The organism is Gluconobacter japonicus (assembly GCF_002723975.1).
Lineage (GTDB): Bacteria > Pseudomonadota > Alphaproteobacteria > Acetobacterales > Acetobacteraceae > Gluconobacter > Gluconobacter japonicus.
In genome coordinates, this window is sequence record NZ_BEWO01000007.1 from 47443 (window position 1) to 62236 (window position 14794).

13 protein-coding genes are annotated in these 14794 nt (G+C 58.5%); 12 read left to right on the top strand and 1 reads right to left on the bottom strand.

The window, feature by feature from the left end:
* Positions 1 to 125 precede the first annotated feature (125 nt).
* The 10 genes from GJA01_RS06535 to GJA01_RS06580 all read left to right on the top strand — a co-directional run bounded on the left by GJA01_RS06535 (position 126) and on the right by GJA01_RS06580 (position 9786).
* Positions 126 to 1289, top strand: a complete 1164-nt coding sequence (locus GJA01_RS06535; RefSeq protein WP_062503980.1) for a deoxyguanosinetriphosphate triphosphohydrolase — start codon at positions 126 to 128, stop codon at positions 1287 to 1289.
* 45 nt (positions 1290 to 1334) lie between these two features.
* Positions 1335 to 3143: an arginine--tRNA ligase gene (argS, locus tag GJA01_RS06540; RefSeq protein ID WP_062503982.1), complete on the top strand. Its 1809-nt coding sequence runs from the start codon at positions 1335 to 1337 to the stop codon at positions 3141 to 3143.
* Positions 3140 to 4267: an SPOR domain-containing protein gene (locus GJA01_RS06545; protein WP_062503984.1), complete on the top strand. Its 1128-nt coding sequence runs from the start codon at positions 3140 to 3142 to the stop codon at positions 4265 to 4267. Before argS ends, GJA01_RS06545 begins: the two co-directional genes overlap by 4 nt.
* A 10-nt stretch (positions 4268 to 4277) precedes the next feature.
* On the top strand, positions 4278 to 5036 hold the full coding sequence (locus GJA01_RS06550) for a segregation and condensation protein A (RefSeq protein ID WP_062503986.1): 759 nt from the start codon (positions 4278 to 4280) through the stop codon (positions 5034 to 5036).
* Complete coding sequence (gene scpB / locus GJA01_RS06555) at positions 5018 to 5623, top strand: SMC-Scp complex subunit ScpB (protein ID WP_062503988.1); 606 nt, start codon at positions 5018 to 5020, stop codon at positions 5621 to 5623. The genes GJA01_RS06550 and scpB overlap by 19 nt, the downstream gene beginning before the upstream one ends.
* Positions 5624 to 5632: 9 nt before the next feature.
* The gene (gene tatB / locus GJA01_RS06560) at positions 5633 to 6223 is read left to right on the top strand and encodes a Sec-independent protein translocase protein TatB (protein ID WP_062503990.1); all 591 of its coding nucleotides are present in this window, start codon (positions 5633 to 5635) and stop codon (positions 6221 to 6223) included.
* A complete protein-coding gene (gene tatC / locus GJA01_RS06565) occupies positions 6220 to 6999 on the top strand; it encodes a twin-arginine translocase subunit TatC (RefSeq protein WP_007283669.1) in 780 nt (259 codons plus the stop codon). The genes tatB and tatC overlap by 4 nt, the downstream gene beginning before the upstream one ends.
* A gap of 14 nt (positions 7000 to 7013) precedes the next feature.
* Entirely contained in the window at positions 7014 to 8276 is a 1263-nt protein-coding gene (gene serS / locus GJA01_RS06570) for a serine--tRNA ligase (RefSeq protein WP_062503991.1), read from the top strand.
* Between the two features lie 17 nt (positions 8277 to 8293).
* A complete protein-coding gene (locus tag GJA01_RS06575) occupies positions 8294 to 9031 on the top strand; it encodes an META domain-containing protein (RefSeq protein ID WP_255312268.1) in 738 nt (245 codons plus the stop codon).
* 365 nt (positions 9032 to 9396) lie between these two features.
* The gene (locus GJA01_RS06580) at positions 9397 to 9786 is read left to right on the top strand and encodes a helix-turn-helix domain-containing protein (RefSeq protein WP_010502708.1); all 390 of its coding nucleotides are present in this window, start codon (positions 9397 to 9399) and stop codon (positions 9784 to 9786) included.
* Positions 9787 to 9856: 70 nt separating this feature from the next.
* On the opposite strand, the gene GJA01_RS06585 is transcribed toward GJA01_RS06580, so the two are convergent.
* Complete coding sequence (locus tag GJA01_RS06585; protein ID WP_172794471.1) at positions 9857 to 12322, bottom strand: helicase-related protein; 2466 nt, start codon at positions 12320 to 12322, stop codon at positions 9857 to 9859.
* A gap of 136 nt (positions 12323 to 12458) precedes the next feature.
* Here GJA01_RS06585 and GJA01_RS06590 point away from each other — a divergent pair, with 136 nt between their 5' ends.
* Together GJA01_RS06590 and gorA are read left to right on the top strand one after the other, a co-directional pair.
* Positions 12459 to 13346 (top strand): ferredoxin--NADP reductase, encoded by an 888-nt coding sequence (locus GJA01_RS06590; protein ID WP_010502712.1) that lies wholly within the window; start codon positions 12459 to 12461, stop codon positions 13344 to 13346.
* Positions 13347 to 13373: 27 nt separating this feature from the next.
* Positions 13374 to 14774, top strand: coding sequence for a glutathione-disulfide reductase (gorA, locus tag GJA01_RS06595; RefSeq protein ID WP_062503995.1), 1401 nt, complete (start codon positions 13374 to 13376; stop codon positions 14772 to 14774).
* Positions 14775 to 14794: the final 20 nt, after the last annotated feature.

Sequence of the window (14794 nt, forward strand, 5' to 3'; positions counted from 1 at the left end):
TGGCCTGACTACCCCCAAGGGCAAAGGGGGTGAGTTGCGTTGCCATCAGCCTGTCGTAGAATAACATCTATGATCCGGCGAACAGCGTGCGTTTTGCGCCTGCGGATCATCAGGAGAGGGTGTTGATGGCTGCCATTTACGCGGTTCAGGAAAAAGGCGCTCGCGGGAGACTGTATCCGGAAGTGGAAAGCCCGGTTCGTTCACCCTGGCAGCGGGACCGGGATCGTGTTCTGCATTCGGCCGGCTTCCGGACCTTGCAGTACAAGACGCAGGTTTTCATCAACCATGAAGGCGATTTCTTTCGCACCCGTCTGACGCATTCCCTTGAAGTCGCTCAGATTGCCCGTTCAATTGCCCGCAGCCTTGATCTGAACGAGGATCTGACGGAAGCGCTCGCGCTGGCGCACGACATGGGCCACACGCCGTTTGGCCATGCTGGGGAAGATGCTCTTGCTCTGGCCATGCAGGATTGGGGCGGCTTTGATCACAATACGCAGTCCCTTCGTCTCGTGACGTCTCTGGAGACGCGGTATCATGCTTTTGATGGCCTGAACCTGACATGGGAAACGTTGGAGGGGCTGGCCAAGCATAACGGTCCGGTCAAGCGCCCGACACCATATCTGGCAGAATATGACGCAAAGCATCATCTCGACCTCAGCAGTTATGCGTCTGCCGAAGCGCAGGTCGCGGCGATGTCGGATGATATTGCCTATCATGGCCATGATCTGGATGACGGGTTGCGCGCCGGGCTGCTGACGTTTGAGGATATTGAGGACCTTCCGCTTGTCGGGGATGCGCTTCGGGCTTCCCGTGAAATGGAACGCCCGACAAATCGTGAGGCGGCGGATCAGGCGCAGCGTGTGCGTCATGAAACCATTCGCGTGGTCATTAACGCTCTGGCCACGGATCTGACAGAACAGACACGCCGGAATCTGGAAGCTCTTAACCCGCAGTCAGCGGATGATATCCGTCATGCCGATCATGCGGTTGTGGCGTTCAGTCCGGAAATGCGGGAAAAGAACAAGGCGATCCGCAAATTTCTTTACGCGCGTATGTACCGTCACTGGCGGGTCAACCGTATGGCGCGGAAAGCCAAGATCGCACTGGCTGAAATCTTCACGATCCTTTCGGAAGAACCGGGTCTTCTGCCAGACCCGCTCAAGGACCGCGCCAAGGCTGCGGATGACATGGAACGACGGCGTCTGGTGGTAAATTATATTGCCGGAATGACCGATCGTTTCGCGATGGAAGAACATCGACGGTTGACGGACCTCTCCGTGCTGGGCTGATAGAGCCTCTTCAAGACGTTACAGGTTACAGGAATCGAACTGAAAATGGTCGCTGCACCCACTGCTCATACGACTGACTGCCTTTTTGCCCGCACCAGAGACCAGGTGTGCGAGGCCCTGCGGTCCGTTGTCCCCGGCCTGCCGGAAGAGGTGGTGCAGCGCGTTGAAGTGACGCCCCCGCGTGATCCGTCTCACGGTCATATGGCGACGAATGCCGCTCTGCTGGCCGCCAAGCCTGCGAAGCGGAAGCCTGCCGATATTGCTGCCGAACTGGTGCTGAAGCTCGCCGAACTGCCAGACGTCGATCATGCCGAGGCCGCAGGGCCGGGCTTCGTGAACATGACGCTCAAGCCGCATGTGCTTCAGGGTATTGCCAAGACCGTTCTGGAAACAGGCGAGGCTTATGGTCGTTCCACGATGGGGCAGGGCACGCGGGTCAATGTAGAATACGTCTCCGCCAACCCAACCGGCCCGATGCATGTCGGTCATTGTCGTGGTGCCGTGGTGGGTGATGCGCTGGCCAATCTGCTCCAGGCGGCGGGTTTTGGCGTTACGCGCGAGTATTACATCAACGATGCCGGAACGCAGGTTGTGGCCCTCACATGGGCGACATACTGGCGGTATCTTCAGGCGATCGGTACGCAGATTGATGCCGAGACGTTCAGCCCGCTGACGCCGAATGGTCTTCAGTATCAGGGTGATTATCTGATCCCGGTCGCTGAAAGCATCGCCGCGAAACATGGTCGCGCGCTCGCCAACGAAGATGGCAGCCCGGCTGATCCGTCCGTCTGGTTCGAGATCGTCCGTCGTGAGGCGCTTGAGCAGATGATGGCGGCGATCCGCCTGGATCTTGAAGCCCTCGGTATTTCGCATGAAGTGTTTGCCAGCGAAGCTGAAACGCTCGCCAGCGGACGCGTTGATGCCGCTATCGCCAAGCTCGAAAGCAAGGGCCTGCTCTACGAAGGTGTTCTGGAGCCGCCGAAGGGCAAGATGCCGGAAGACTGGGAGGCCCGCCCGCAGACGCTGTTCCGCTCCACGGATTTCGGGGACGATCAGGATCGTGCGCTCCGTAAGTCTGACGGCACGAACACCTATTTCGCCAATGACATCGGGTATCATGCCCAGAAGGCCGAGAATTCAGACGTTCTGATTGACGTGCTTGGCGCGGATCATGGCGGTTACGTCTCCCGGATGCGCGCTGCGATTTCTGCACTGACGGATGGCAAGACCGGCTTTGAAGTCGTGATGTGCCAGATCGTACGTGTTGTGAAGAACGGCGAGCCGGTGAAGATGTCCAAGCGTGCTGGCACGTTCGTGACGCTGCGCGATCTGCTGGATGAAGTCGGGCGTGATGCCGTGCGCTTCACGATGCTGACCCGCAAGGCTGACGCGCAGATGGAGTTTGATCTGGATGCTGTCGTCGCCCAGACGCGCGATAATCCGGTCTTCTACGTTCAGTACGCGCACGCCCGTTGTCGTTCGGTCCTGCGTTCTGCCGAGACGATGTTCGGTGCCGAATCCGTGACGCCGGAAGCGCTGGCGACGGCTGATCTGTCCGGCCTGTCTTCGGACGTGGAACTGGCCGTGTTGCATCGTATCGCGTCTTTCCCGCGTTCGGTAGAAGCTGCTGCTGCTGCGCGTGAGCCGCACCGTATCGCGACCTATTGCATTGATCTGGCGTCTGACTTCCATGCTTTGTGGAACCGTGGGCGTGAGGACACGACCCTGCGATTCCTGCATGAAAATGACCGTGAGACGAGCCTGGCCAAGTTGGCTCTGGTCTCCGCAATCGCCGGAACGCTGCGTTGTGCACTGACCATTCTTGGCGTTGTTCCGGTGGAGGAAATGCGATGACCCCTGACAGCGACGACGATCGGAATTTCCGGGACCCGGGCGACTATGGCTCGGGACCGGCTACGCCACCACCACGTGGCGGGCGTGAGCGCCTGAGCAGCGATTATGACGAAGACGCGCCGCCCCGTCGTCGTCCTGCACCGGCTGCGGGGAATACGGAACGGGCAGGGGGCGTGGCCTCCTTGCTGGGCAGTGATCCGGCAACGCGCAAGCTTGTTGGTGGAGCGGTCGGTATCGGCGCGGTGCTGCTACTGGCGGTGGGTGGCTGGTCCCTTATGGGGGGGCACCATGGTGGCATTCCCATCATTGGGCCGCCGCCGGGGCCGGTGAAAGATGTTCCAGCCGATCCGGGCGGCATGCAGATCATGGGCAGCGATAGCGGCGACACGGATCTGACGGGGAATGGCGAAGCGCATCTGGCTCCCGGCCCCGAGCAGCCTGATGCCAAGGCGCTGGCGCGCCAGTATGGTGTCCAGCCCGGCACGCCTGCGACCCCGGCTGACAAGCCTGCCGCAGCGCCGAATGCACCGTCTTCTGACGCTAAACCGTCTGATGGTGCGGTACCTGCCTCCCCGGATGCGTCTGCTGATAAAGCTCCGGCTGCGGTTCCGGGAGCGGCTGCTACGCCCGGTGCTGCCAAGGCGCCTGCGGAAACTGTGGCACCCGAAGAGGATGCCGACGACGCAGAGCCAGCGAAGCCTGCTCCGGAGAAGCCGGTCCCTGCGCCGAAGCCGAAGGCTCCTGAAGCCCCGGTTCACAAAGCTGCGCCAGTTGCTCCGGCCAAGCCTGTGCAGAAGCCGCTTCCTCCACCGGAGCCGGTGCCTGAAAATGTTGCGCCAGCCCAGAAGGCAGCCGCAACGCCGAAGGCTGAAACGGGTGGAGCGCGTGAAGTGCAGCTTGCCGCACTCGATAGTGAGGCGGCCGCACGTAAGGAATGGGAGACCCTGCGCCATCAGGCTCCTGCTTTGTTTGCCGGACACTCACCGCTGTTCGAAAAGACCACGCATGGTGACAAGACGTTCGTGCGTCTGCGCATTGGTGGCTTTGAGGATCTGAAGGCGGCCCGTGCGTATTGCGTGAAGCTGCACGCGCAGTCCATCGCCTGCACTCCAGCCCAGTTCTGAGAGACCGGGCTTGAGCGAGGTTCTGCATCTGACGCTGGATGGGTTCGAGGGGCCGCTTGATCTGCTTCTCGACCTTGCCCGCGCCCAGAAAGTGGACCTCGCAAAGATTTCCATTCTTCAGCTTGTTGAGCAATATCTCTCTGTGGTCGAGCAGGCCCGGGCGGAAGCTCGTGCCTTGCGTCTGGAACTTGCGGCGGACTGGCTCGTCATGGCGGCGTGGCTCGCCTGGCTGAAGTCCAAGCTTCTCCTGCCTGCGGAAAGTGGTGGGGAAGACGCGGAAGAGGCGGTCGAGCAGCTTCAGGAACGGTTGATTGAGCTGGAGCGGATGCGTGCTGCGGCTGCATGGCTTATGGAGCGTCCTCGCCTCGGCATTGATGTGTTTCGCCGTGGGGAAGGCGAAGATCATACGGAAATTGATCGTTCTGGCCTGCGCGTTGATCTGTCGGCTCTAATTACGGCTTATCTGTCTGCCCGACGTCGGACGAACCGCAAACGTGTCTATGCACCGCGGACCCGTCGCTACTGGAGCGTCCAGGACGCTTTGGCGCGTCTGCGGCGGATGCTGGGAACAGACGCCGTTACGGACTGGCAAACCCTGACATCCCTGCTGCCCGAACATCTGGCTGATGATCCGGAAACCGGACCGTATGGACGGAATGCCGCAATGGCAGGAACACTGCTGGCCGGGCTGGAAATGGCGAAGGGCGGGGCGGTGGAACTGCGTCAGCCCGAAGCTTTTGCTGAAATTGAATGGCGGGCGGTGTCGTGACGTCTGAAGAGATGCAGCGTGGCTGCCTGCTTCTGGAAGCCCTCATTTTTGCCAATCCGGAACCTGTGCGGCCGTCTGTCATGGCGGAGCTTCTGAAGGCTCAGGGTTCGGATTTGGTGGTGTCGGACGTTCTGGCCGCGCTGGCCGAGCGCTATGCGACCCATGCAATCGAACTTGTCGAAGCTGCCGGGGGCTGGCAGTTCCGGACGCGCCCAGAATATGCTTCGGCGCTGACAAAAGTCGTCGAAAAGCCACGTCGTTTGAGCCGGGGTGCGATGGAAACACTGGCTATCATTGCCTATCACCAGCCTTGCACGCGTGCGGAAATTGAAGCCATCCGGGGTGTCTCGCTCGGGCAGCCCATTCTGGATGCGCTGCTGGAAGATAGTCTGATTGCTCCAAAAGGGCGCAAGGAAGTTCCCGGCCGTCCGGTTCTGTGGGGTACGACGCCAGCCTTTCTGGAAAGCTTCGGTCTGCCGGATCTGGGGTCATTGCCCAAGCGGGAGGATTTCCTTCTGGACAGGGCCCCGACGGAAGCGGCACCAGAAGCGCCTTCCCCCGTAGGCGAGACTGACGGGACGGGCTAGGATTGTTGCATGTTTGACTTCAGTTTCTCGGAAATAGCCCTGTTTGTCGTCGTGGCGATGATTTTCATTCGCCCGAAGGATCTGCCGGTTGCCATCCGCACGCTTTCGAACGGCATCAAGGCCATGCGCCGGATGGCAGGTGAGTTTCAGTCCCATATCGACGATATGGTACGTGAGGCAGACCTGTCCGAGACGCGCGATCAGCTTCGGGATCTGAAGAATTTCAATCTCCGGGACCGTGTGACCCGCGCGATTGATGGCGACAATTCGATCCGACGCAGCCTTGAACTGGATACAACGGGCGCGTCATCCCGGCCGTCCACGCTCAATGATCTGCCACAGGTTCCGGCGCCTCCGCCTATGCCGCCACCGTCTTTTGGCGGGGGGGACAGCAAGCCTTACAATGCCATGATGCAGGAGCAGGCGGAGGAAGGGTTGAACGATGATATCGTTGATGCGCCTTCCATCTTGCCGCCTGCGACGGCGCGCCGCCTGATACATGAGCGCCCGCGCTGGCGTGCTCCAGACATTCTGCCTCCCGTCATGGCTATTCATCATGGCCGACGCGTCGCCATTTCAAGCACGGAGAAAGACGCGTGACGGACTCGGATGCCATCAATGACACCCCGATGCCTTTGCTTGACCATATCGTTGAGCTGCGGCGGCGGTTAATCTGGTCCATCGGGACGTTCGTGATCGCTTTTGCCATCTGCTATCATTTTGCAGGCGATATCTATCGCTTCCTTGCCGCCCCGCTGGGGGACATCATGCGGCAGAAGGGCGAGCAGCCGCATCTGATCTACACCGCGCTGTATGAGGCGTTCTTTACCTATATTCGTGTGGCAGTCTTCGGGGCGACGTGCCTGTCTTTTCCGATGATTGCCATTCAGGCGTGGATCTTCATCGCGCCGGGTTTGTATCGCAGCGAGAAAAAAGCGTTCGCGCCATTTCTTATCGCCACGCCTGTCATGTTCACCATCGGCGCCGCGCTGGCCTACTACGTGGTTTTCCCGTTCGCCTGGAAGTTCTTCCTGTCGTTCCAGACATCTGGCAATGGCGGAATGGATATCGAGCTTCAGGCCAAGGTCTCTGAATATCTGACGCTCGTGACGAAGATGATCCTCGCCTTCGGGATCTGCTTTGAACTGCCCGTGATCCTGACGTTGCTAGTCCGTGTCGGGCTGATCGGGACGGCGCAGCTTAAGAAATTCCGGCGCTATGCAGTTGTAGCGTCCTTCGCTGTTGCGGCCGTGATTGCCCCGCCTGATGCGATTACCATGCTGAGCCTCGCCATTCCGCTTGTTGCGCTGTACGAGGTATCCATTCTTGTGGCGCGGCTGGTTGAGCCGAAGCCCGTGACTGATGAAGAAGACTGACGGAGCCCTGAACCATGCATGACCTGAAAGCCCTGCGCACCGATCCGGCCGCATTTGACGCTGCTCTTGAGCGTCGGGGCCTGTCACCTGTGGGGCAGAAAATCGTCTTGGAAGATGAAGAGCGCCGTGCCGCTCTGGCGGCGTTGCAGGAGGCTCAGGCTACCCGCAAGACCTTGGCCAAGGAGATCGGGCAGGGCAAGCGCACGGGTGCCGATACGTCCGCTCTGGAAGCGCAGGCGGTCGAATTGCGTGACCGGATTGTGGGTCTGGAAGATCGTGCGGCCATTATTGAGAAGATCATCGACGATGTTCTGGCGTCCCTGCCGAACCAGCTTGACCCGTCCGTGCCTGATGGGAAGAGCGAGGATGACAACGTCGTCGTTCACTATCGTGGCGAGAAGCGTGAATTCACATTTGAGCCGAAGCAGCATTTCGAGCTTGGTGAAGCTCTTGGTCTGATGGATTTCCCGACGGCGGCCAAGCTGTCCGGGACGCGCTTTGTCGTTCTGCGTGGCGCGCTGGCCCGTCTGGAGCGTGCACTGGGTCAGTTCATGCTGGACACGCATACGACCGAGTTTGGTTACAGCGAAACCAGCGTCCCGCTTCTGGTCAATGACGATGCCATGTATGGCACGGACAAGCTGCCGAAATTTGCGGAAGATTCTTTCCGTACGGAAGATGGCCGCTGGCTGATCCCGACCGCGGAAGTTCCGCTGACGGCCTCTGTCATGGGCGATATTCTGCCCGCAGATGCTTTGCCGATCCGCCTTACGGCACTGTCTCAGTGTTTCCGTTCTGAAGCAGGCTCTGCGGGCCGTGATGTGCGCGGTATGCTGCGCCAGCATCAGTTCACGAAGTGCGAACTCGTTTCCATCGTGAAGCCCGAAGACAGCGATGCTGAACATGAGCGCATGACGCAGGCTGCCGAGACCATTCTGGAGCGCCTTGGCATCACGTTCCGCCGTATTCTGCTCTGTGCTGGTGATACGGGTTTTGGTGCGGCCAAGACGTATGATCTGGAAGCGTGGATTCCTGGGCAGCAGGCTTGGCGCGAGATTTCATCCTGCTCCAATACCCGCGCATTTCAGGCACGGCGTATGAAAGCCCGGTATCGCTCCGAGAATGGTCCGGCCTTCGTGAATACGCTGAATGGTTCCGGTCTGGCTGTCGGACGCACCATGATTGCCGTCATGGAAACGTACCAGAATGAGGATGGCAGCATAACCATTCCGGAAGTCCTGCGTTCCTATATGGGTGGATTAACCCGTATTGGCTAAGGACCAGTCCTGACATGATGACACGCCGTTCCGCTTTTTCTGTTCTGGCCGGAAGTGCTTTTGCTCTCACGGCTTGTGCGGAGGCCCTGAAACCGCTCAGTGGAACGGTCACATATCGGGAGAGAATGGCACTCCCTGCGGGTGCGGTTCTTCTTGTTAGACTGGAGGATGTGTCTCTTGCGGATGCCCCGGCAAAGATTTTGGCGGAAAGCACTCAGAGCATTCAGGGTGCACCGCCTCTTTCATATATTCTGCATGTGCCGGTCCTTGAAAGCAGTCGGCGTTATAATCTGCATGCTGAGATCCGTGTCGGCGAGCAGCTCCTTTTCACGACTGAGGACGCTCATTCTCCAAGTGAACCTGACATCGTGGTTACAAGGGTCGCAGCGCCCGCAAATGACTTTCCTTACGGCAGTTGGGCTGTTCACGCTCTGAACGGAGAAGTGATCCCTGAGGCAGTTCGGGCACCTACATTGACGCTGGCGCGTGATGGTCATGTCTTTGGAAGCGGCGGATGTAACAGACTGATGGGACAAGCCGACCTTGCAGGAAACCGTCTGAAATTTCAGCCTTTTGCAATGACAAGAATGGCTTGTATCGGTTCGGGCATGAAAACCGAGAATGCGTTTGTAAAAGCGTTGGATGCAGTGCGCTTTTGGTCTCTGGATCAGAAAGGAAGCCTGATTTTTCAATCTGAAAATATGAAGCCGTTGATAGTCCTGCGCTCTGAAGATATTTCAGAAAAACAGAAATAAAATATCCGAATATTGGAAATATTCTTTTTTGTATTTTAGCTAAGGTAAAATTATCTGTCAGTTTATTATAAACTTCGCGTTGAAATAAAAATTATTTGCAAAACCTCAATGTTTTTACGATAGCACCCTGATTGTTCGTGTTTTTTCTGGTCTTGAGAGCGTGTCTCTTAAAGGCTGAAAGGGGCATGGAACCTGAAGTGTTGTGAAGTCGTGGCGTCAACGACCAAGAGGTAAAGCCGATGGGCTTGGTTGGTAAAGTCGCCATGATTATTTAAGGGTGAGCTTGGGGCGTGTGATGTCTGGCTGCATTATCCGCAGGCTCTTTTCAGGGTGGGGCAGATATTGAACGTAGGGTGGATGAAGGAATGAGTGACGTAACGGACGATACCGCGAAGACACGGATTTCGCCGGGTCTGGAACTGGGGCGACGCATTCGTCTGCTGCGGGAAATGGCTGGCCTCAACCAGCAGCAACTCGCCAATAAGGTCGGGATTTCACGTTCTGCTGTGGCGTTTTGGGAAACTGGGCGTTCAGGCCATGTTGGCAAGCATCTTGGTGCGCTTGCTGAAGCGCTGGGAGTAGATGCCGAAGTTCTGCTCACCGGAATGGCCTATAAGGAAATTCAGGAAACGCTGACGCCGGACGAAAGCATGTTCCTGAACCTGTATCGTCAGCTTAGTCCCCTGATCAAACTTCAGGCGCAGAAATGGGTTGAACGTCGGGTTCGTCAGGCTGAGGAGGACGCGGAGGGCTGAAAAAGCTGTCCCTGTCTGTTTTTTCAGAAAAGAGAAAGCCCCTCCCGTTAGAACTGGGAGGGGCTTTTTTTTAGCTTCGTTTCCGTGGGCCAGAGGGTTTCCCACGCTTTTTGAAGCCCTCCTTGAAGGGGGGCTTGCCAGATTTGCCAGCAAAGGGCCGATCGCTTCGTTCTTTGGGCTTGAAGTTGCCGCGCTGCTGCTTCTGGCTTTCGCGCATCCGGCTCTGGGTGCGGAGAACCTGTTCGATCCAGTCATTCAGAATGGACGTATTGATTTCTGCGTTTTGTTGCGCCGGATAGGCCTCCGGAAAACGCAGAGCCAGCCAGCGCCATGCGACGAGACGCTTGTGGCGTTTTTCAGCGCGTTCGAGTTCTTCGCGACCTGCCTGTTCCGGATGGGGCAGACGACCGGTTCCTGGGGGAGGGACGGGGCGACCCGCGGCATGGTCAGCCGCCCAGGAGACCAGACGCTGGATGCCATTGTCCCGTTCATCAATCGGGCACATGGCATAGGTCCAGCGGGTGGTCAGATCCAGACCTTCCACGCCTTCCAGTGCTGCCGCAATCTCAAGAGACTGTTCCATGTCCGCCAGACGATAATTGGGGTCGTCTGGCCGTAGAACAGCGCGCTTGATGCGGGTCAGAACACCGTAGAGGCTGTCGCTGCCAATTTCTTCGGCAACGGCTCGGACGATGTCGGAATCCGGCTGAACCAGAGGGCGTAGTTCCGTGACCGGTTCCGGTGGGGCAGCCAGCATCTGTCGCACAAACGCAGGGCTTCCGGATTCTGCCAGAACACAGACCAGACCTTCTTCGTGCTTGCCGAAGCGCCCGGCCCGGCCACCAATCTGTTTGACTTCCTGCGAGATGAGATCGCGTGTCTGGCGTCCGTCGAACTTTCTCAGGGCGCTGAAAACGACGCGACGGATGGAGAGGTTCAGGCCCATCCCGATGGCATCGGTGGCAATCAGAATATCCGCGTCACCACTGTTGAAACGGGCGGCTTCTGCGCGGCGGACTTCGGGACTGAGAGCGCCATAAACCACCGCAACCCGTCGCCCGCGCGCCATGAGTTCGGCGCGCATGTCCAATACTTCGCGGCGTGAGAACGCAATGACCGCATCGCCAGCCGTGAGTTCGCTGAGATGAAGTGTGCCTCCCGCCTTGAGAGGGCTTTTTCTTTCCAGGTGGATTTCGTCAACCGGGTCATCGCAAAGTTCGGCAATACGCTTGACCAGCGGGATGCAGTCGGCGGCACCCAGAATAAACACATGGCGTGCTGGAACGCCCATAATGGCGGCGGTCCATGCCGCACCACGATCGGGGTCCGCCAGCATCTGGGCTTCGTCGATGATAGCGACGTCCACAGGTTTGTGGAACGGGCACATTTCAACCGTCGCCGCCAGATGGCGTGCGCCCGGCATTTCGATGCGCTCTTCACCCGTGGCGAGGGATGCAGGGACGCCACGATTAAGGAGGGCTTCCCGGAATTCGTGCGCCAGAAGACGAAGGGGCGCGAGGGCGAGACCGCTCTCTGCGTTGGCGAGGGCGTTCAGCGCTGTGTAGGACTTGCCGGAGTTGGTTGGTCCCGTAACGAGTGTGATACGGCGCTTGAGAGAACGTGCTGTCCGGAAATGAGCTGCAAACCTGTCCAGCGCGGCAACGCGGGCGATGGCGGCATTACCGACCTTGGTGCCACGTTCCAGAACTTCTGGTCGGGCCGGTGTTGTACCGCGCCATTCGGGAAGGCGCGCGCGCAGTTTCTTGAGTTCGTCAGGATCGAAGAAGAACAGTTCGATCCCATCATCACGTGTTTCGCGCTTGGCAATCGGGAGACGGTTTTCCGCAACCCAGCGCAGGGCCTCACGCCGTGAGCAATGGAGAATGCCTGGGACCTCATCGAAGCTGACAAGATTGGCTTCCCATTCCTTCAGGCGTTCGAGTTCGCGCTCCCGACGGCGCTCGGCACGGGCCTGAATGTCAGCCTGCTCACGGGCGCGACGCTCTTCGGCCAGACGCAGATCGTCCTCGAAGCCCAGATCAACGCTGCCGAAAGCGCCTGCTATGCTGCGGGAAAGCTTTTCAAGCTGACCGCCTGAAAGAATCAGCCCGGCATCTGCCAGATCAGCCCGGATTTCTTCCAGAACGCTGCGTGGCGAGTCCCCAAGATCCTGCCAACGCGAGACCAGAACATCGTCGAGCGTCAGGCGCAGAGCCGCAATGTCGGCACGGGGATCGTGTGTGCGGGCAGCGGCTTCCTGTGTGTCGGCTTTCGTGACCCAGACTTCGCCAGCGCGACGGGCCACATTCATGAGCTGGGAGGCCCATGTTTTGCGACGCACAATACACAACGCGTCGATCAGGGCTTCAGGAGGGAGGGTCGCTTCGTTCCCCTCAAGCCGACGCGCCACCTGCCGCAAAAGGGCGGGTCGCTCACGCGGAGTAATATCCAGCGGCGTTCCGAAGTCGGCTTCAGCCTGATTCAGGGCGCGTTCAGCGGGGGAGAGGGGGGCGTCGCTCACGGAGTCGTCTGTCATGAAAAGACTTTTGCGTCATTCAGCTATCAGGTTCAACGCAGATGGGTTTTCCGAAATGTGATGATTGCGCTAAAAGGTCCGGCTCTTATCAGGTCCGAGACCTTTGATCCGCGCCACACCGGAGACAGAAACCGATATGTCCACACCGAGTTTTGCCGCCCCGACTCCTGAGATCGACGAACCCCTAACGGGTCTGGCGCCGTATGAAGGCCATCCGAAACAGTACCGTCTGGCCGAGCCAAGCAAGGAATATGCTCATCTGTATCCTGCAAAGGTTTTGACCGTTCACCACTGGACGGATCGCCTTTTCAGCTTCACGACAACGCGCGATCCGGGCCTTCGGTTCGAGAACGGCCAGTTCGCAATGATTGGCATCGAGGTCGAGGGTAAGCCACTTCTGCGTGCGTACTCCATTGCCTCAGCCAATTATGAAGATCACATGGAATTCCTTTCCATCGCTGTGCCGGATGGTCCGCTGACCTCCCGTCTGCGTCATGTGAAGGTTGGAGATACGGTTCTGATCGGTCGCAAGCCGGTGGGGACGCTGCTGCTCGATAACCTGAAGCCGGGCCGTAACCTGTACTTCCTGTCCACGGGTACCGGCCTTGCGCCGTTCATGAGCCTCATTAAGGACCCGGAAGCCTACGAGCGCTATGAGAATGTGATCCTCAGCCACACGGTCCGTATCTCTGGCGAGCTGGCTTATGAGAACCACATCCGTCATGAACTGCCAGAACATGAGTTCCTAGGTGAGTTCGTTGCTGAAAAGCTGAAGTACTATCCGGCTGTAACGCGTGAAGATTATGCCGTCACGGATCGCATCACAAAGCTGATCGAAAGCGGCAAGATCTTCGAGGATCTGGGTATCGACAAGCTCGACCCTGAGCATGACCGCGTCATGATCTGCGGTTCGCCGGAAATGCTTGCGGATACGGAAGCACTGCTTGAGCGTATGGGCTTTGAGGAAGGCAACATGAGCCGTCAGGGTTCTTATGTTGTTGAAAAGGCGTTCGCAGAGCGCTGAGACCAGAGGCACGGAAGGCCGGGATTTATGCAGGAATTCGATCTTTTCGTCATCGGAGCCGGATCGGGTGGGGTACGTTGTGCGCGTATCGCTGCCCAGAACGGCGCGCGCGTCGCGATTGCGGAGCGTCGTCACTGGGGCGGAACCTGCGTCAATCTCGGCTGCGTGCCGAAAAAGCTGATGGTCTACGCGGCGGAATATGGCCGCGAGATCGACGATGCCCGCGCCTATGGGTGGGACGTGACGCCAGGGCCACATGACTGGCGCACGTTGATTGATGCCAAGGACCGCGAGATCGAGCGCCTGAATGGCATTTACGTCTCAATGCTGCAGAAAGCTGGGGTTGAGCTATTCACCGGCGACGCACGCTTTGTGGATGCGAACACGGTTGAAATCGGCCCGTCTGAGCTTGCTCCGGATGCTGACGTTCAAACCGTTCGTGCGAAGAACATTGTCATTGCGACGGGTGGTGCACCGACGCGCCTCGATATTCCGGGCGCGGAGCACGCGATTGTTTCGGATGATGCGTTTCATCTGGAGAACCGACCCGAGCGCGTTGCCATTATTGGCAGCGGTTATATCGGGATTGAATTTGCAGGGATTTTCGCGGGCTTCGGCTCGCAGGTGGACTTCGTTTACCGTCAGGACCTGCCACTGCGCGGGTTTGACGAGGAAATGCGTCGCCATATCGCAGAACTGGTGCCTCTGAATGGGATCACCTCCCATCTAGGCAGCACGCCGGAGCGTATTGAAAAGACGTCTGACGGATATCGCCTGCATCTGAAAGGCGGCAAGGTCATTGAGACCGACTGCGTCTTTATGGCAACCGGGCGTCATCCGAACCTGAAATCCCTGCGTCTGGATCTGGCCGGGGTAGAGGTCACGGACGGTCGGATTGTCACGCGCCTTGAAGATGCCAAGACGAATGTTCCGGGCATTTATGCCATCGGGGACGTGACCGATACCTATAACCTTACGCCGACAGCGATTGCCGAGGGACATCTTCTGGCGGAGCGTCTGTTCGGTGAGGCAGGCCGTGAGTGGTCTTTTGCTACGACGCCCAAAGCCGTGTTCTTCAGCCAGCCGCTCGCATCGGTAGGTCTGACTGAAGAAGAGGCTGCTGAACACCACACGCTTGATATCTATACCTCCTCCTTCACGCCGATGCGTCAGTCGCTGTCTGGTCGTAAGGGCAAGGCGTTTATGAAGCTGGTTGTGGATTCAAAAAGTCAGGTCGTGCTGGGTGCGCACATGATTGGCCCGGATTCACCGGAAATCATCCAAGGGCTGGCCATTGCAGTCACAGCAGGTCTGACCAAGCGTGATCTGGACCGCACGATCGGTCTTCACCCTACAAGTGCGGAGGAGTTCGTGACCATGCGGACGCCAACGCGCCATGTTCCTCCTTCCTCCGACAAACAGAACTGATACTCCGATGGTTCATGACG